The sequence below is a fragment of the Pseudoflavonifractor hominis genome, from assembly GCF_014288125.1.
GTDB classification, from domain to species: domain Bacteria; phylum Bacillota; class Clostridia; order Oscillospirales; family Oscillospiraceae; genus Pseudoflavonifractor_A; species Pseudoflavonifractor_A gallinarum.
Map to the genome: position 1 here is coordinate 111,286 of NZ_JACOPR010000003.1, position 17,496 is coordinate 128,781.

15 protein-coding genes are annotated in these 17,496 nt (G+C 62.3%); 12 read left to right on the forward strand and 3 right to left on the reverse strand.

Annotation, left to right across the window (positions count from 1 at the left end; all coding sequences use genetic code 11):
- Positions 1-39: 39 nt before the first annotated feature.
- Both H8S34_RS05855 and H8S34_RS05860 read left to right on the forward strand, forming a co-directional pair.
- On the forward strand, positions 40-969 hold the full coding sequence (locus H8S34_RS05855; RefSeq protein WP_186963301.1) for a stalk domain-containing protein: 930 nt from the start codon (positions 40-42) through the stop codon (positions 967-969).
- Positions 970-1,070: 101 nt separating this feature from the next.
- A complete protein-coding gene (locus H8S34_RS05860) occupies positions 1,071-2,984 on the forward strand; it encodes a S41 family peptidase (protein ID WP_186963302.1) in 1,914 nt (637 codons plus the stop codon).
- Positions 2,985-3,069: 85 nt separating this feature from the next.
- Here the strand turns inward: H8S34_RS05860 and rd are convergent, their stop codons facing one another.
- A complete protein-coding gene (rd, locus tag H8S34_RS05865) occupies positions 3,070-3,228 on the reverse strand; it encodes a rubredoxin (RefSeq protein WP_101691183.1) in 159 nt (52 codons plus the stop codon).
- Positions 3,229-3,253: 25 nt separating this feature from the next.
- Complete coding sequence (locus tag H8S34_RS05870; RefSeq protein ID WP_186963303.1) at positions 3,254-4,438, reverse strand: FprA family A-type flavoprotein; 1,185 nt, start codon at positions 4,436-4,438, stop codon at positions 3,254-3,256.
- Positions 4,439-4,731: 293 nt separating this feature from the next.
- On the opposite strand from H8S34_RS05870, the gene H8S34_RS05875 reads away from it, so the two are divergent.
- The 10 genes from H8S34_RS05875 to rpiB all read left to right on the forward strand — a co-directional run bounded on the left by H8S34_RS05875 (position 4,732) and on the right by rpiB (position 16,969).
- Positions 4,732-5,865 carry a cysteine desulfurase family protein gene (locus tag H8S34_RS05875; protein ID WP_186963304.1) on the forward strand — a complete coding sequence of 378 codons (1,134 nt, stop codon included), beginning with the start codon at positions 4,732-4,734 and terminating at the stop codon, positions 5,863-5,865.
- A gap of 84 nt (positions 5,866-5,949) precedes the next feature.
- Positions 5,950-7,332 carry an MATE family efflux transporter gene (locus H8S34_RS05880; protein WP_101691180.1) on the forward strand — a complete coding sequence of 461 codons (1,383 nt, stop codon included), beginning with the start codon at positions 5,950-5,952 and terminating at the stop codon, positions 7,330-7,332.
- Between the two features lie 33 nt (positions 7,333-7,365).
- Positions 7,366-8,136 (forward strand): MBL fold metallo-hydrolase, encoded by a 771-nt coding sequence (locus H8S34_RS05885; protein ID WP_186963305.1) that lies wholly within the window; start codon positions 7,366-7,368, stop codon positions 8,134-8,136.
- 176 nt (positions 8,137-8,312) lie between these two features.
- Positions 8,313-9,371, forward strand: coding sequence for a heat-inducible transcriptional repressor HrcA (hrcA, locus tag H8S34_RS05890; RefSeq protein WP_101691178.1), 1,059 nt, complete (start codon positions 8,313-8,315; stop codon positions 9,369-9,371).
- A 15-nt stretch (positions 9,372-9,386) separates the two neighbouring features.
- Positions 9,387-9,944 carry a nucleotide exchange factor GrpE gene (gene grpE / locus H8S34_RS05895; protein ID WP_101691177.1) on the forward strand — a complete coding sequence of 186 codons (558 nt, stop codon included), beginning with the start codon at positions 9,387-9,389 and terminating at the stop codon, positions 9,942-9,944.
- Between the two features lie 149 nt (positions 9,945-10,093).
- Positions 10,094-11,953 carry a molecular chaperone DnaK gene (gene dnaK, locus H8S34_RS05900; protein WP_101691176.1) on the forward strand — a complete coding sequence of 620 codons (1,860 nt, stop codon included), beginning with the start codon at positions 10,094-10,096 and terminating at the stop codon, positions 11,951-11,953.
- A gap of 482 nt (positions 11,954-12,435) precedes the next feature.
- The gene (gene dnaJ / locus H8S34_RS05905; protein ID WP_186963306.1) at positions 12,436-13,608 is read left to right on the forward strand and encodes a molecular chaperone DnaJ; all 1,173 of its coding nucleotides are present in this window, start codon (positions 12,436-12,438) and stop codon (positions 13,606-13,608) included.
- A gap of 82 nt (positions 13,609-13,690) precedes the next feature.
- A complete protein-coding gene (locus H8S34_RS05910; protein ID WP_186963307.1) occupies positions 13,691-15,670 on the forward strand; it encodes a phospholipid carrier-dependent glycosyltransferase in 1,980 nt (659 codons plus the stop codon).
- An 18-nt stretch (positions 15,671-15,688) separates the two neighbouring features.
- Positions 15,689-16,483 carry a histidinol-phosphatase HisJ family protein gene (locus tag H8S34_RS05915; protein WP_186963308.1) on the forward strand — a complete coding sequence of 265 codons (795 nt, stop codon included), beginning with the start codon at positions 15,689-15,691 and terminating at the stop codon, positions 16,481-16,483.
- 48 nt (positions 16,484-16,531) lie between these two features.
- Positions 16,532-16,969, forward strand: coding sequence for a ribose 5-phosphate isomerase B (rpiB, locus tag H8S34_RS05920; RefSeq protein ID WP_186963309.1), 438 nt, complete (start codon positions 16,532-16,534; stop codon positions 16,967-16,969).
- Positions 16,970-17,038: 69 nt separating this feature from the next.
- On the opposite strand, the gene H8S34_RS05925 is transcribed toward rpiB, so the two are convergent.
- On the reverse strand, positions 17,039-17,374 hold the full coding sequence (locus H8S34_RS05925; RefSeq protein ID WP_101691171.1) for a hypothetical protein: 336 nt from the start codon (positions 17,372-17,374) through the stop codon (positions 17,039-17,041).
- Positions 17,375-17,496 lie beyond the last annotated feature (122 nt).

Genomic DNA, 17,496 nt, shown 5'->3' on the forward strand with positions numbered 1-17,496 from the left:
TAAAGCACATCATCCCAAGTAAGGAAAGGAGCCATTTCTATGAAAACTCTCGTCTGTGCCGCGCTGAGCTGCGCGCTGCTGCTCACCCCCGCCCTGGCCGCCGAGCCGGAAAGCGGCGTTTCTTCCCAGGCCCCTACCGGGACCGCCTCCTATCAGCTGCCCGAGCAGCTGGGCTGGATCTACCGCTGGGGGACCGCCTCTGAGCTCTCCGGAGACTCTGTGCTCCTCCACGCCGGCGGCGAGACCGAGCAGGATATCCTCTATCACATCTCCGACCAGACGGTCATCCTCAATGCGGTCACCGGCGAGTCCATGACCGCCGATCAGCTCCGGGATGGGGAGTCTCTCTACATCTACTCCACCCCGGTCATGACGCTGAGTGAGCCCGCCCAGGCGGGCGCCACCCTGATCCTGGCCTCCATCCCCGCCGACTACGGAGTGCCCATGGCCCGCCGGGTGACCTCGGTCACCCGGGACGGCGATTCGGTCTCCATCGGCACGGAGGATCTGGTCTACCACCTCTCGGACGAGACCAAGGTCTCCGGCCTCTCTCTGGACGAGCTGATCCCCGGCGACTATGTGGTGGGCTGGTACGACATGGTAGCCGAGTCCTACCCCGCCCAGACCACCCCCGAGACCCTGATTCTTCTGGACGGCGGCAATGCCGGCTGGATCCACGCCGATCTCCAGTCGGTCTCCCTCAACGGAGCGGAGCTGGAGCTCTCCGAGCAGGAACTGCCTCAGCTCCAGGAGGGCAAGCTCATGCTCCCCGTCCGCGCAGTGGCTGAAGAGCTGGGCTGCACCGTCTCCTGGGACGCCCAGTCCCCGGACCAGGTGACCGTCAGCCAGGACGGACAGACCCTCTACACCCTCGCCCTGGACGGCGAGGAGGCCTATGCCGCCTCCGGCGTCTCCTTTGCCCCGGTGGAGCAGATTCTGGGCGTGCACAACCTGTACTTTGTCCCCTGAGTTCCAAATATAGGTAAGCTGTAAAAAATGGGAATGAGGCATTGTCCTCATTCCCATTTTGTTGTAAAATAGCGTTAACATAATCAAGGAGGCCCTTTTTGATGAATCGACGCCGCTGCGCCCGTATCCTGTCGGGTATGTTTCTCGCTTCCCTGCTGGCGCTCCCCGCACAAGCTCTCACCCTGGAGCAGGCCCGCACCCTGCTCACAGACGCCTATATTGACCCCGTACCCCAGGAGGTATTGGACCAGACCTCCATCTCCGCCATGCTGGAACAGCTGGGGGACCCCTATACCCAGTATTTTACGGCAGAAGAATACCAGGCCTTTCTCTCCTCCATGGAGGATGCCAGTCTGGTGGGGATCGGCGTGGTCTCCATCGCCGGCACCGACGGAATGACCATCACCTCCGTGCTGGAGGGCTCTCCCGCCCAGGCTGCCGGGCTGCGGGAGGGTGACCGGATCGTGGCGGTGGACGGCCGCTCCACCCTGGGCGTGGATGCCGCACAGGTGTCCTCCTGGATCCAGGGAGAGGCCGGCACTCAGGTCACGGTTACCTACCAGCGCGGAGAGGAGAAGCACACGGTCACCCTGACGCGGGCCGCCATCACGGTCCCCACCACCACCTCCCGCCTGGTGGAGGGACGTGTGGGCTATCTGGAGTGCACCACCTTCGGCACGGACACCTATCCCCACATCCAGGAGGGGATCTCCGCCTACCAGGATGAGGCCAGGGTCTGGGTCATGGACCTGCGGGGCAACGGAGGCGGATTGACCTCGGCGGCCTCCCAGGCGGTCAGCGCCTTTACCGACGCGCAGAATACGGGCTATCTGCGGGATGGCTCCGGCTCTTACGGCGCATTCTCTTCCTCCCTGTCCCCCCTCACCGACAAAGCGGTCATCGTCCTCTCCGACGGATATACCGCCAGTTCCTCTGAGCTCTTCTCCGCCTGCATCCGGGACCTGAATGCCGGGATCGTGGTGGGTGGCCGCACCTTTGGAAAGGGTGTGGCACAGACCCTCTTTGACCAGAGCGTCTATCCCGACTACTTCCCGGACGGGGACGCCATGAAGATCACCACCAACCGCTACTTCTCCCCTGCCGGAGCCACCACCGACACCGTCGGGATCATCCCCCACCTGCTGGTAGACCCCGACCTGGCCGACGAGGTGGCCATCCTCCTCTCCGCCGCCCCGCCCGACGGCGACACCGCCGGATATTACCGGCTGGATCTGGGCTGGCGCTGGTACATCGACGGGGAACAGGCCTCCAGTCCGGCCTACCGGGACGCCTTTGCGCAGCTGCTCTCGGCCATCCCCCCCACAGTGGACCTGTGGCAGGGGACCGGCGGCTCCAACGGCTGGACCTGTGTCTCCCCGGAAGAGGCCGCTCAGACCTATGGCCTGACCTACCTGGACCGCTCCTTCTCCGACACGTCGGCCAGCCCCTATGCCGAGTCCATCGACCTGCTGGCCTCTTATCAGATCCTCTCCGGCACCGGGGACGGGACCTTCCATCCGGAGGACTCTCTGACCCGGGCAGAGCTTGCCACCATGCTGGCCGCGGCCCTCAACTGCAATATGCCCTCCAGCCCCGCCGTCTTTTCCGACGTGTCCATGGACAGCTGGTATGGTCCCTCGGTCTATGCTCTGGAGCAGCTGGGTCTTCTCTCCGGCGACGGAAAGGGGAAGTTCCACCCCGATGACCCGGTGACCCATGAGCAGCTCTTCTCCATTCTCGCCCGCCTGGCCGAGAATCTCAGCCTCAATTTCTACGAGGCCTCCAAGGGCATACCGGAGGACACCATGGACAGCGCCGCCCTCCGCGCCTACGCCCCCTGGGCCCGGGAGAGCGTGTGGCTCCTGACCAACGGACATCAGAATCTCTTTGGACAGCCCCTCTCTCTCTTGTGGGACAGCCCCGAACAGATCGCTCCTCAGGACGCCGCCACCCGGGAGGAGACGGCCTCCCTGCTCTGCCAGGTACTCATCTATACCGGCGTGCTCCCGGTGTGATCCCCTCGGGCACGCAGAACCGATTTCTATGCAGAAAGCCCCGGAACCAGATGGTTCCGGGGCTTTGCAGTGTTTCAGGTTGGAATTACGCCTTCTCAAAGACGTCCTTGCCCAGACCGCAGACCGGGCAAACCCAGTCCTCGGGCAGAGCCTCAAAGGGGGTGCCGGGAGCGATGCCGTTGTCGGGATCGCCCACCGCGGGGTCATACTCATAGCCGCAGGGGCCGCAGACATACTTATCCATGGTTTCTAATCTCCTTTTTTATGGTTTATTTCAACAGGGCCGCCACGGAGCGGGCATAGTCCTTCATCGCGTCCAGATCGGACTGTGTCGGCGTGAAGAGCACACGGAAGGCCTCCGCCGGGGTGGCAAACTTGAGCTGTCCCAGGCGGGTCTGAAGCATACCGGGCGCCTCGCCGCTCCAGCCGTAGGCGCCAAAAGCGCCGGCCGCGCGGCCCTTGGTGTTGATGGCGTCGATGGAGCCCAGCACATCCCATACCGCCTTGGGCGCGTCCCGGTTGATGGTGGCAGAACCCACCAGAACCACATCGGCCTCGTTGGCGATGGCGGCGCAGGCGTCCAGACTCTCCATGGTGACATCGTGCTGTACGGTGCGGATGCCCATCTCCTCCAGCGCCTCGGCAGCGGCCTGGGCCAGCGCCCGGGTGCATCCATAGGCGGAAGCGTAGATGATGGCAGCCGTCTTCCCCTCCTTGGGGACCGGCGTGCTCCACTGGCGGTAGAGCGCCTTGCACTCCTCCAGCGTCTCGGTCAGCACGGGGCCGTGGCTGGTGCAGGCCATCTCCGCCTCGGCGGGCAGCTTGCTGAGACCAGCCTGGACATAGGAGGCAAAGGGTCCGAAGATGCACTGATAATAGAAGTGACGCTCCCCGGCATAGGCCGCCTTGTCATGGATCTTGCTGTCCAGCATGGTGGGCTCACAGAAATGGGCGCCTAGAAAATCACAGGTAAATACCACCTTGTCCGCCGGGTCCCAGGTAAACATGGAATCGGCCCAGTGGAGCATGGGGGCCGGAATGAATTCCAGCGTCTTTCCGCCCAGATCCAGGGTGTCCCCCGCCTTGACCACCTGCACCGGGAAGGTGCGGTTGGTGATGTCCTCCAGATGCTTCTTTCCAGCCGCGGTGCAGAAGATCTTCAGGTCGGGGCAGCGCTCCAGCAGCTTGGACACGCTGCCAGAGTGGTCCGGCTCGTTGTGATTCATAATGAGGTAGTCCACCCGCTCCAGCGGGATCACCTGTTCAATGTTCTCCACATATTCCTCAAAATAGTCGGTATGTACCGTTTCAATGAGGACATTTTTCTCTCCGGTCAGGAGATAGGCATTGTAAGAAGTCCCGTACTTGGACTCCATCACAATATCAAAGACGCGCAGCGATGGATTCAGTACACCCACCGACCAGACGCCCTCTCTCAACGCAATGGCGCTCATTTTCATACCTTCTTTCTAGGTTATCGACTTCAGTATAGGACCCTTTTTATATACTGTCAAGTCTGATCCCTTGCTTGGGCCTGCCAGACTATTGATTCTTCTCCATTCCTTTCCCTGTCACAATACACAAAAGCGCCTCTCCGACCCCGGTTTTCATCTGCTAACCACTTCTCTTTTCTCTTAAGGAATCTGCAAAATGCTCCTTCCTTGACTTTCCGCACAGCGGGCGATACAATATTTTCATTCTGTGTCATGTGATTTTTTGCGATCCAACAAGGGGGAAATAAGGTTCTATGTTCGTCTATCTGGACCACGCCGCTACCACTCCCGTCTGCGCGGAGGCCGCGCAGGCCGCTCTGGAGGAGATGACCGCCGCATTCGGCAATCCTTCCGCACGCCACGCCTTCGGCCAGCAGGCCGCCCAGCGGCTGGAGGAACGCCGGGCCGTTGTGGCTGAGGCCCTGGGCTGCACGCCGGAGGAGGTCTTTTTCACCTCCTGCGGCACCGAGGGGGACAACTGGGCCATCCAGGCCGCGGTGGAGCATGGGCGGCGGCGGGGCCGTCATATCATTACCACTGCCATTGAGCACTCCGCTGTGCTGGAGCCCATCAAGGCCCTGGAGGGCAAGGGCTGGTCGGTGACCCGTCTCAAGCCCGACCGGCAGGGCCGGATCTCGCCGGAGGACCTGCGCGCCGCCCTGCGGGAGGACACGGTGCTGGTCTCCATGATGCTGGTCAACAACGAGCTGGGCACCCTTCAGCCGGTGGCGGAATGCGCCCGCATCGTCAAGGCATATGCGCCGGAGATCCTCTTCCACACCGACGCGGTGCAGGGTTTTCTGAAAGTTCCCTTTACCGTGAAGGAGCTGGGTGTGGACCTGCTCACCGTGAGCGGCCACAAGATCCGCGCCCCCAAGGGCATCGGCGTCCAATATATCCGGAGCGGGCTCAAGCTCTCTCCCCTGCTGCGGGGCGGCGGACAGGAGCGCGGACTGCGCCCCGGTACCGAGCCCACCGCCCAGATCGCGGCCCTTTCGGCCGCCTGCCGGCTCTGGATGGACCACGGGACGGAATACCGCGCCCATATGGAGTCCCTCAAGGCCTATGCGCTGGAGCAGCTCCCGGCCCGTGTGGAGGGGCTGGAGATCGTCACACCCGGGGACGCCCCCCATATCTGTTCCGTCTCTCTGCCCGGCTATCCCAGTGAGATGCTGGTGCGGGCGCTGAGCGACCAGGGGATCTGTGTCTCCTCCGGGTCCGCCTGTCACAAGGGAAAGCCCAGCCATGTCTTTGCCGCCCTGGGCCTGCCCAAGCGCACCGCCATGGGGGTGCTGCGCATCTCCTTCGGTCCCACCAGCACCCGGGACGAGGTGGACGCCCTGGCCGACGCCCTCTCTGCCATCCGGTCCAGCCGTGTGGGGGCCTGATCGCGTGTCTGTTTCTCTTCCATATTTTACACTTCATCAGAAAGGCACCGGCGGAGCGAGGTATCGCCGGCTTGGTCAAATCATATGTTCTCTTATCTGAATCGGGGGCGGGCTTTCTACCAGAATCTGCTCTTTCTGGCCCTGCCTATCCTGTTCCAGAATCTCATCACCACATCCCTGGGCATGATCGACACCTTCATGGTGGGCAGCCTCGGCGAAGCTCCCCTGGCCGCCGTGGCCCAGGCCAATATCCTGGTCTTCATCATTCAGCTGATCATCTTCGGGCTGCAGAGCGGCTCCTCCGTGCTCATCAGCCAGTACTGGGGCAAGGGCGATACCGACGCCATCAACCGGGTCATGGGCGTGGGCTTCTATCTGGCCGGCGCCATCTCCGCCCTCTTCGCCGCCTCCCTCTTTTTCTTCCCCTATCAGATCATCGGTCTGCTCACCGACAACCAGGAGCTCATCCCCCTGGCCGTGGGCTATGCCCGCATCGTGGGCTTCTCCTATCTGTTCAACAGCATCACCGGCGTCTATACCGGCGCCCACCGCAGCATGGAGAATCCCAAGCTGGGCCTGTGCATCTACGCCGCCTCCATGTGCACCAACACCTTCCTGAACTGGGTGCTCATCTTCGGCAATCTGGGCGCGCCCCGGCTGGAGGTGGAGGGCGCCGCCATCGCCACCCTCACCTCCCGCATCGTGGAATTCATCATCATGGTGGTCTATGCCAAGTGCAACCGCCGCTTCCGCCTCAAGCCCGCCGTGCTCTTCCGCCCGGACCGGGCGCTGGTGCAGAAGTTTTTCCGCTATGCCACCCCCGTGGTGGTCAATGAGATGCTGTGGGGTCTTGGCACCTCCATGTATAAGGTCATCATGGGACATATGGAGGGGAGCACCCAGATCCTGGCCGCCCGAGCCATCTCGGGCAACATCGAGGATATCTGCATCGTGGCCGTGCTGGCCATCGCCAACACCACCGCCATCATCATCGGCCGGGAGATCGGCGCGGGCCGCCGCTCCACGGTCTATGAGCTGGCCACCGCACTGGACACCATCTCCTTCCTCTGCGGCGCCGTGATCGGCACCCTCCTGGTGATCTCGGCCCATACCTGGCTGCCGGTGGTGGTCTATCCCCTCTTCCACCTCACCCCGGTCTCGTCGGAGATCGCCACCATCATCCTCACCTTCATCGGCTGTCTGATGCCCCTGCGCTCTTTTGATACCACCAACACCGTGGGCGTCCTCCGGGGCGGCGGAGACATCCGGGTGGCCGCCATCATCGATGTGTCTGCCATGTGGCTGGTGGCCATTCCTCTGGCCGCCTTCTTCGCCCTGGTGCTCCGCTGGAACATTGTCTGGGTCTATGTGGCCGTGACGGTGGAGCAGTTGGTCAAGTCCACGCTGGGCATTCTCCGCTTCCGGTCCCACGCCTGGATCAACGACATCACCCGCGCCGGCGCCTGAGCGCCGCCCTCTTCCCCGGAAAGGAGCATCTGTATGCTGCGGCTCACCGTTCTCATCGAAAATTCCGCGCCCGACCACCTGATTGCCGAGCACGGCCTCTCCCTGCACCTGGACTACGAGGGCCACTCCTATCTTCTGGACAGCGGCACCTCCGGCCTGTTTGTGCGCAACGCGGACCGGCTGGGCATCGACCTGAGCCGGGTGGAGCGGGCTGCCCTCTCCCACGGCCACGACGATCACGCCGGCGGGTTCTCCGCCTTCTTCCGGCGCAACCAACAGGCCCCGGTACTGGCCCGCCCCGCCGCGGTCCAGGCCTATCTGGAGGACACCGCCGATCCTTCCCGCCGCCCGGCCGGTGTGGACCCGGATCTCTTTACCAAATGGGCTGGGCGCTTTGATCTGGCCGACGGCCCCCGGCTTCTGGCCCCCGGGCTCCACCTGATCCCCGACGCGGTCTCCCACGAGCAGTCCCTGGTGGCCGAGACCGCCCACGGGCTGGTGGTGATGAACTCCTGCTGCCACGCCGGAGCCGCCCACATCGTCCACGAGGTGCGCGCCCTCTTTCCCACCCAGAAGGTCCACGCCATCGTGGGGGGATTCCACCTGGTGGGCAAGACCGGGATGGGCTCCCTGGGTGTGGCACCGGAGCAGGTGCGCCTCCTCTCCCGCCGGCTGGCCGAGGAGCTGGAGGTGGAGCAGATCTGTACCGGTCACTGCACCGGCCATCCGGCCTTTGATCTGATGGCCCAGCAGGAACCCGGATGCCTCATACCGCTCCATACCGGGACCTGTCTCTCCTTTTAAAAGAGCCCGGTTTTTTTAGCAGACTCTCCCGCCTTATGCAAGTCATAAGGCGGGATTTTCGTTCACATTTAATTTACATCCCCCCTATTGACAATTGCTGGTGAGGGTGGTACATTATCTTTAGCACTCAGGTACAAAGAGTGCTAAACCAATCCGCCGCAAAGGAAGTGATGCGCATGGATCTGAGCGAACGAAAAAAGCGGATTCTCCGTGCCATCATTGAAAGCTATATCTCCACCGCCGAGCCGGTGGGCTCCAAGGCCATTGCCGACTCCCTGGACCGTTCGGTCTCTTCGGCCACCATCCGCAATGAGATGGCTGATCTGGAGTCCATGGGCCTGCTGGAAAAGCCCCACACCTCGGCCGGACGGATCCCCTCTCCCCAGGGGTACCGGTTCTACGTCAATGAGCTGATGGAAGAGCACCAGCTCTCCGTGCAGGAGACCGAGCGCATCAACCGCGCCCTGCGTCTCAAAATGCAGGAGCTGGATCGCGTCATTTCCGAGGCTGGACGGGTGGTCTCCCGTCTCACCAATTATCCCGCCTTTGCCCTCTCATCCGGGTTTGAGCGGGTGACCATCCGGCGCTTTGACCTGTTGATGGTGGAGCGAAACGCCTTCATTATTGTGGTCATGACCGACAACAATCTGGTGCGCAACAAGCTGGTGCAGCTGCCCTCCGATCTGACTGAGGCGCAGCTCCAGATGCTCAACACCCTGCTCAACACCACCTTTACCAATCTGACGCTGGAGGAGATCACGCCCGAACTCATGCGGGTGGCACAGCATGCCGCCGGTGATGCCTATGGCCTGATCAGCTTGGTGGTCTCCTTCGCCATGGAGGTGCTGGAGGGTCTGGAGCACCGGCGGGTCCACACCGCGGGTCTGGCCCATCTGCTGGAGCTTCCAGAGTATCAGAATCTGGAACGGGCCCAGCCCCTGATGAGCTATCTCTCCGAGGACCAGGACGCCGCCCGCTTCCCCATTCCCAAGGATGGCCCCATGAAGATCCTCATTGGTCCGGAAAATGTGGCCGACGCGCTGAAGGATACCAGCGTGGTCATGGCCAGCTACGACATTGGGGACGGCATGCGGGGCATCATCGGAGTCGTGGGCCCCACACGGATGGATTACGCAAAGATCACCGCCCGCCTGTCCTATTTTGCGGAGGGTCTCACCCGGCTGTTTGGCCAGGGAGAACTTCCCACCGGGGACGGACGCAACGATGAAACATAATAGGAGGGAACCTCTTTGAGTAAGAAAGAGAACGAGCAGGCCGTGGAACAGGCCGAGCAGATGGAGCCGGAGACCGTGACCGAAGAGGTCACGGAGGGCGCCGCCCCTGAGACGGACACCCCCGATCCTCTGCTCTCGGAGCTGGAGGCGCTCAAGGATACCCTGGCCCAGAAGGAGGATCAGTACCTCCGCCTGGCCGCCGAGTATGACAACTACCGCCGACGCTCCCAGAAGGAAAAAACCGACGCCTACCAGAGCGCCAAGTCGGACGCCGTGCTGGCTTTTCTCCCGGTGTATGACAACCTGGAGCGGGCCCTCAAGCAGGAGACCGCCGACGAGGCCTATAAAAAGGGCGTGGAGATGACCATGAATGGTCTCAAGGAGGTCCTCTCCAAGCTGGGCGTCGAGGAGATCCCCGCGCTGGGCCAGACCTTTGACCCCAACCTTCACAACGCCGTGATGCATGTGGAGGACGAAAACGCCGGAGAAAATACCGTCGTGGAGGTCTTTCAGGCCGGCTTCCAGTCCGGTGACAAGGTCATCCGGTTTGCCATGGTAAAGGTGGCAAACTAAGAAGAAGCGCGAAGGGCCCGGAGCAGGCACACAGCAGCGAGCAGTGTGCCGTCCGCGCAGGACCCGCAGCGTGACAACAAGCGCGGAGGGTTCACATCCCATTTTCACTTTGTTTAAAATAAATTTCGATATATTGGAGGAAACACATTATGTCCAAGATCATTGGTATTGACTTAGGTACGACGAACAGCTGCGTAGCGGTTATGGAGGGCGGCGAGGCCGTCGTCATCCCCAACGCGGAAGGTAACCGCACCACCCCCTCTGTGGTGGCCTTCTCCAAGGACGGCGAGCGCATGGTAGGTCAGGTGGCCAAGCGCCAGGCCATCACCAACCCCGACCGCACCGTCATCTCCATCAAGCGTGAGATGGGCAGCGATTATAAGGTGAACATCGACGGCAAGGCCTACACTCCCCAGGAGATCAGCGCCATGATCCTTCAGAAGCTGAAGGCGGACGCCGAGGCCTATCTGGGCCAGCCTGTTACCGAGGCCGTCATCACCGTCCCCGCCTACTTCACCGACGCCCAGCGTCAGGCCACCAAGGACGCCGGCAAGATCGCCGGTCTGGATGTCAAGCGCATCATCAACGAGCCCACCGCCGCCGCTGTGGCCTACGGTGTGGATAAGGAGCAGGCCCAGAAGGTCATGGTCTACGACCTGGGCGGCGGCACCTTCGATGTGTCCATCCTGGACATCGACGACGGCGTCATCGAGGTTCTGGCCACTGCCGGTAACAACCGCCTGGGCGGCGACGACTTCGATAAGTGCGTCATGGACTGGATGGCCGCCGAGTTCAAGAAGGACACCGGCATCGACCTGACCGGCGACAAGGTCGCCATGCAGCGCCTGAAGGAGGCCGCTGAGAAGGCCAAGATCGAGCTCTCCGGCGTCACCTCCACCAGCATCAACCTGCCCTATATCACCGCGGACGCCACCGGTCCCAAGCATCTGGACCTGACCCTGACCCGCGCCAAGTTCGACCAGCTCACCGCCCACCTGGTGGAGGCCACCATGGGCCCCGTGCGCCAGGCCATGAGCGACGCCGGTCTCTCCTCCAGCGATCTGCATAAGGTCCTGCTGGTGGGCGGCTCCAGCCGTATCCCCGCCGTGCAGGAGGCCGTGAAGAAGATCACCGGCAATGAGGGCTTCAAGGGCATCAACCCCGACGAGTGCGTGGCCATGGGCGCCGCGCTCCAGGGCGGCGTCTTCACCGGCGACGTCAAGGGCCTGCTGCTGCTGGATGTCACCCCCCTGTCCCTGGGCATTGAGACCATGGGCGGCGTGATGACCAAGCTCATCGAGCGCAACACCACTATCCCCGTGAAGAAGAGCCAGGTCTTCACCACCGCCGCCGACAACCAGACCTCCGTGGAGGTCCACGTGCTCCAGGGCGAGCGTGAGATGGCGCAGTACAACAAGACTCTGGGCCGCTTCAACCTGGACGGCATCGCTCCCGCCCGCCGCGGCGTGCCTCAGATCGAGGTCACCTTCGACATCGACGCCAACGGCATCGTCAATGTCTCCGCTAAGGACCTGGGCACCGGCAAGGAGCAGCACATCACCATCACCTCCTCCACCAACATGTCCAAGGAGGACATCGACAAGGCCGTTAAGGAGGCCGAGCAGTTCGCCGCTGAGGACGCCAAGCGCAAGGAAGAGGTGGACGTCCGCAACCAGGGCGACCAGGTGGTCTACCAGACCGAGAAGGCTCTGGACGAGATGAAGGACAAGATCGACGCTGCCGACAAGGCCAGCGTGGAGGCTGCCATCAACAAGCTGAAGGAGGCCCTGAAGGGCAGCGACGTGGAGGCCATCAAGGCTGCCACCGAGGAGGCCAACAAGGCGTTCTATCCTGTGGCTGAGAAGATGTATCAGCAGGCCAATCCCCAGGGCGGTCAGCCCGGAGCCGACGGCTGCAACTGCGGCAGCGGCGACTGCGGCGGCAGCTGCGGCACCGACCCCAACGTGGTGGACGCCGACTACACCGTCGTGGACGACGATAAGAAGTAAGAATCAGAAGCGCTCCGGAGCCGGAGCAGGACAGCAGCGAAGTCCGCAGCCCGGAAAACAGGCCGGGCGCAGACCGGCGGCATTTCCGGCGGAGGGCTGAGCAGCTGGCCGCGGCGCAGGCCCATTGGAGCGTGACATAGAAGCGCTCCGGGGCTGAAGCAGGACAGCAGCAAAGCCCGCAGCCCGGAAAACAGGCCGGGCGCAGACCGGCGGCATTTCCGGCGGAGGGCTGAGCAGCTGGCCGCGGCGCAGGCCCATTGGAGCGTGACATAGAAGCGCTCCGGGGCCGGAGCAGGCGCACAGCAAACCGCCTCCGGCGATTCAAAGAAACATCAGCTCTGTGGTGGGACGGGTGAATTTCATCCGTCCCACTCGGGGCGTTTTGGCGGGCGTACCAGATACGTCCCTGCAACGGGAAATGCAGCGTAGGGGCGCGCTTTGCGCCCGCCGTTCCATACTCCCTCAATTTAAGAGGTGATCATATGCCTGAACAGAAACGAGATTTTTACGAGGTCCTGGGGGTCAGCAAGAGCGCCAGCGACGATGAGCTGAAAAAGGCCTACCGCAAGCTGGCCAAGCAGTACCACCCCGACCTCAACCCCGGCGATAAGGAGGCCGAGGCCAAGTTCAAGGAGGTCAACGAGGCCTACGAGGTCCTCTCCGACAAGGAGAAACGTGCCCGTTACGACCAGTTCGGCCACGCCGGTGTTGACCCCAACTATAACCCCGGCGGCGGTTTCGGCGGCTTCGGCGGCGCCGATTTCGGCGACATCGACCTGGGTGATATTTTCGGCTCCTTCTTCGGAGGCGGATTCGGCGGCGGCTTTGGCGGGGGCGGCGGTGCCCGGCGCAACGGCCCCATGAAGGGCGATACCCTCCGTGCTTCCGTCACCATCACCTTTGAAGAGGCCGCCTTTGGCTGCGAAAAGGAGATCAGCCTGACCCGCAGCGAGCAGTGCGACGTGTGTAAGGGCACCGGCTGCGCCCCCGGCACGACGGCCGAGATCTGCCCCGACTGTCACGGCTCGGGTACCATCCGCATCCAGCGGGGCGGCGGCGCGTTCTCCTTTGCCACCACCACCAGCTGCCCCAAGTGCGGCGGCACCGGCAAGCTCATCCATACCCCCTGTAAGACCTGTAACGGCGCCGGCTCGGTTCGGAAGAACCGGAAGATCACCGTCAAGATTCCCGCCGGCATCGACAACGGTCAGGCCATCTCCCTGCGTGGCCAGGGCGGCGCGGGCAAGAACGGCGGTCCGGCCGGCGATCTGATCATCAGCATCACCGTGCGTCCCCATCCCCAGTTCAAGCGGGACGGCATGAATGTCTACCTGGATCAGAAGGTCTCCTTCCTCCAGGCCACCCTGGGCGCGGAGCTGGAGATCCCCACCATCGACGGAAAGGTCAAGTGGAACCTGCCCGAGGGCACCCAGCCGGGCGCCACGTTCCGCCTCAAGGGCAAGGGCATCCCCTCCGTCAACGGACGGGGCCGGGGCGACCAGTACGTCACCGTCTCGGTGGATGTCCCCCGCGGGCTCACCCACGAGCAGAAGGAGGCCCTGCGCCACTTCGGCCGCGCCATGGGCGAGCTGCCCGACGCGGAGGAGGAAGAGGGGCTCAAAGGATTCTTTGACAAAATAAAGAAAAAGAAATAAAATAAGGGATGGACATTGTCCATCCCTTTTTTGTTATCTGACCTTATGCTATCTCTTGAATCCAACTTCCGGGAGGTCTTTCATGGATATCCTGCTCCAGGCCATCCGGCCTACGCTGATTTTTCCCATCCTTCTGCTCGCCGCCCTCTTTCTCCTGTTTGGCTCTTACTGGCGCTGGATCCTCTCTCCCCATAACCTGCATGACCGGATCCGCCGTCAAACCGGAGAGGTCCTCCCCTCCCCCGCCAAACCCCGCTTTTCCTTTGCGGGACGCTGTCACCCACTGGAGCGGCGGGACGGCCTGCTCATCCTGCTCCTGACGCTGGTCTATGCCGCCACCGCCTTTTTTCAGCTGGGCTCCTTTACCAATCCACAGTCTTTTCACAATTTTACCGAGACACAGACGGTGGAGGTGGAATTCTCCCAGCCCTTCCAGCTCACCCGGCTGATGTATTATCCGGGTCTCGGCACCGGAGACTACAATGTGGAAATCTCCGCCGATGGCTCCCACTGGTCCACCCTCTGGGCCCGGGAGAACGAGGAGGGGACCGTCACCGGCTACTACTGGGCCGACGCGGAGGGCTATGAGCCCAGCTATGCCATGCCCCAGCACTATGCCGACCTCTTCAAGTGGCTTGAAATCACGCCCGAGAATACGCTGGAGGTCCGCTTCCTGCGCATCACCGCCAAATCCACCAAGAGCCCCATCGAACTGGGGGAGCTGGCTCTCTATGACACTTCGGGAAATCTGGTGTGCCCCGACCAGCCGGGGGAGGCCTCCGCCCTCTTTGACGAGGGAGACACCGTCCCGGAATCTCCCTCCTGGTATAACTCCACCTACTTTGATGAGATCTACCACGCCCGCACCGCCTATGAGCACATCCGTGGGATCTACCCCTATGAGATCTCCCATCCCCCGCTGGGCAAGCTCATCCTGGGCATCGGTATCCGCCTCTTCGGTATGACTCCCTTTGGCTGGCGCTTTATGGGCACGCTCTTCGGTGTGCTCATGCTTCCTCTGCTCTATGCCTTCCTCAAAAATCTCTTTGGGAAGACGCCGGTGGCCTTCTGCGGGACGGCCCTCTTTGCCTTTGATTTCATGCATCTCACCCAGACCCGCATCGCCACCATCGACACCTACGGGGTGTTCTTCATCCTGGCCATGTACTACTTCATGTACCGGTATCTCACCCTCCCGGCGGGCACCCCGTTCCGGAAGGGCGCGCCCTGGCTGTTCCTTTCCGGCCTCTTCTGGGGGATCGGTGCGGCCAGCAAATGGACCGTCATCTATGGCGGCGTGGGACTGGCTCTGCTCTATTTCCTGGGCCTGTGGTTCAAGCTGCGGGACTGGCCCAAAGTGGAGGAGGGGGAAACTCCCCCGGTATTCCGGAATCTCTGGTTGATCCAGACACTGGCCTTTTCTGTGCTGTGCTTCGTGGTGATCCCCGCCTGCATCTATACCCTCTCCTATTGGCCCTACGCCGCCGCCAAAGGGGATACCAGCCTGGGCAACCTCATTCATGAGATGTGGAAAAATCAGGAGTATATGCTCACCTACCACCAGGGCGTCCACGACACCCACCCCTACTCCTCCCGCTGGTATCAGTGGATCGTGGACGGACGGCCCATCCTCTACTATCTGGACTACACCTCCGTACCGGGGAGCAAGTCGGCCTTTGCCTCCTTCTCCAACCCGGTGGTCTGCTGGGGCGGACTGCTGGCCGTTGTGAGCCTCATCGTCCACTGCATCCGGCGCCGCTGCGGGAAGGCCCTTTTCATCGTGGTGGCCTACTTCTCCCAGCTGGCCCCCTGGTTCTTCATTGGACGGACCACCTTCGAGTATCACTACTTCCCCTCCATCCTCTTCCTCTGCTTTGCCCTGGCCTATGTGTACAACGATCTCTTCGAGATGGGTCTGCCCTGGATGTGCAAAAGCGTCTATGCCCTGACCGGGACCGCGGTGGCCCTGTATGCCGCCTTCTACCCGGTGCTCATCGGTCTGATGGTCCCCCGGTGGTATACCTCAAACCTTCTCCAGTGGCTTCCCTCCTGGCCAATCTGACAAATTGGAGCGTGCTGTATGTATTTCATCGACTATCACACCCACACCAGACTCTCCCCCGACGGGCATGTCCCTCTGGCTGAAATGGCCCGGGCGGCCGAGAAGGCCGGACTCTCCGAGCTGTGCGTCACCGACCACTATGACCGCATTCTGGAGCACGGCGGCTTTGCCCCCGATTATGACTGGTCCCCTGCCCTGGAGCAGTTCCGGACGACGGCGCCCGCCTTTGAGGGGAGACTCCAGCTCCGGTTCGGCATCGAATACGGCAGCGCCCCCTTTGATCCCGACTACGCCCGGCGCATGCTCGCCCTGCCCGAGCTGGACTTTGTGATCGGTTCGCTCCACAATCTCTCTCCCGAGCTGGGCGGAGAGGACTTCTTCTACTTCTCCTATGACTCGGAGGAGACCTGCCGCCGGGTACTGGACGACTATTTCGCCTCCATGCTCCGCCTGGTGGAGCTGCCGGAGACCTATGATATCCTGGGACACATCATCTATCCCCTGCGTTATATGCCCCAGGAAATCTCCCTGGCCCCCTGGTGGGACAGCATCGACACCGTGCTGCGCCGGGTGGTAGAGACTGGACGCGGCATCGAGCTGAACACCTATTGCGGCAAGACTGTGGCGCCCTGGCGCCCCATTCTGGAGCGCTATCGCGCCCTGGGTGGTGAGCTCATCACCGTGGGCTCCGACGCCCACTTCCCCGAGCGGGTGGGCCTGGGCATCCCTGCCGCCTACGACCTGCTGAAGGACACCGGATTCCGCTATGTGACCACCTACCACCGTCACAATCCCGTTCCCAAGCCGCTGTAAGGGCGGATCTGGATAGATGGACTGAATTGATTTGAGGAGGATATGAACATGAAAGTTTCTCTGGGCTGCGACCACGGCGGATTTGCCATGAAGGAGCATGTGAAGGGCTGGCTGGAGTCCCACGGCTACGAGGTGCAGGACTGCGGCTGCTACTCCACCGAGAGTGTGGATTACCCGGTCTACGGCCGGGCCGCCGCAGAGGCGGTGGCCTCCGGCGCCTGTGAGCGGGGCATTGTGGTGTGCACCACCGGCATCGGCATCTCCATTGCCGCCAACAAGGTCAATGGCATCCGCTGCGCCCTGTGCTCCGAGCCCCTCTCCGCCGAGATGACCCGCCGCCACAACAACGCCAACATGCTGGCCATGGGCGGCGGTATGATCGGGGCCAACATGGCCGACCGCATCGTGGAGACCTTCCTGACCACCGAGTTCGAGGGCGGCCGCCATGAGCGCCGGGTCAATCTGATCTCCGACATCGAGGACTGAGCGGGATCATCTCTCCCCTGAGACAACAAAAAAGCAGACACGCACCGGTTTTGTGCGTGTCTGCTTTTTTTATTCCTGCTCTTCCGCCGCCTGGGCCGCCTGTTTGCGCTCCAGCGCCGCCGCGCGCATCGCCAAGGTCTCCTCCAGCGTGCGGGGCGGCCGGGCGTTGATCTGTTCCGCCCACGCGATGCCCCAGGCCCGCAGTTCTTCCAGCCCCTGGGCGGTCATGGGGAAATACCGCTTCTCCTCCACTGTGCTGAAGGCATAGCCCCAGGGGCCCTCCCACACCTCGGCGGCCAGATTCTCCTCCTCGGGCGTCACCTGATAGCGCATCCGGCCGGCACTGGCCGTCCAGAAATTCTCATTTTGAAAATGGGATAAAACCGGCAGAAAAAATGCTTCCATGTGTTGCGTTCTCCTCGTCTTGGCAAATCTCTCGGTGTTATTATAGCACACCGTGCCCACCCTGAACAGGTACGCTTCGGGAATCTGCACGCCGCAAGAAAACGCCCCCGGAAACCTTTGTT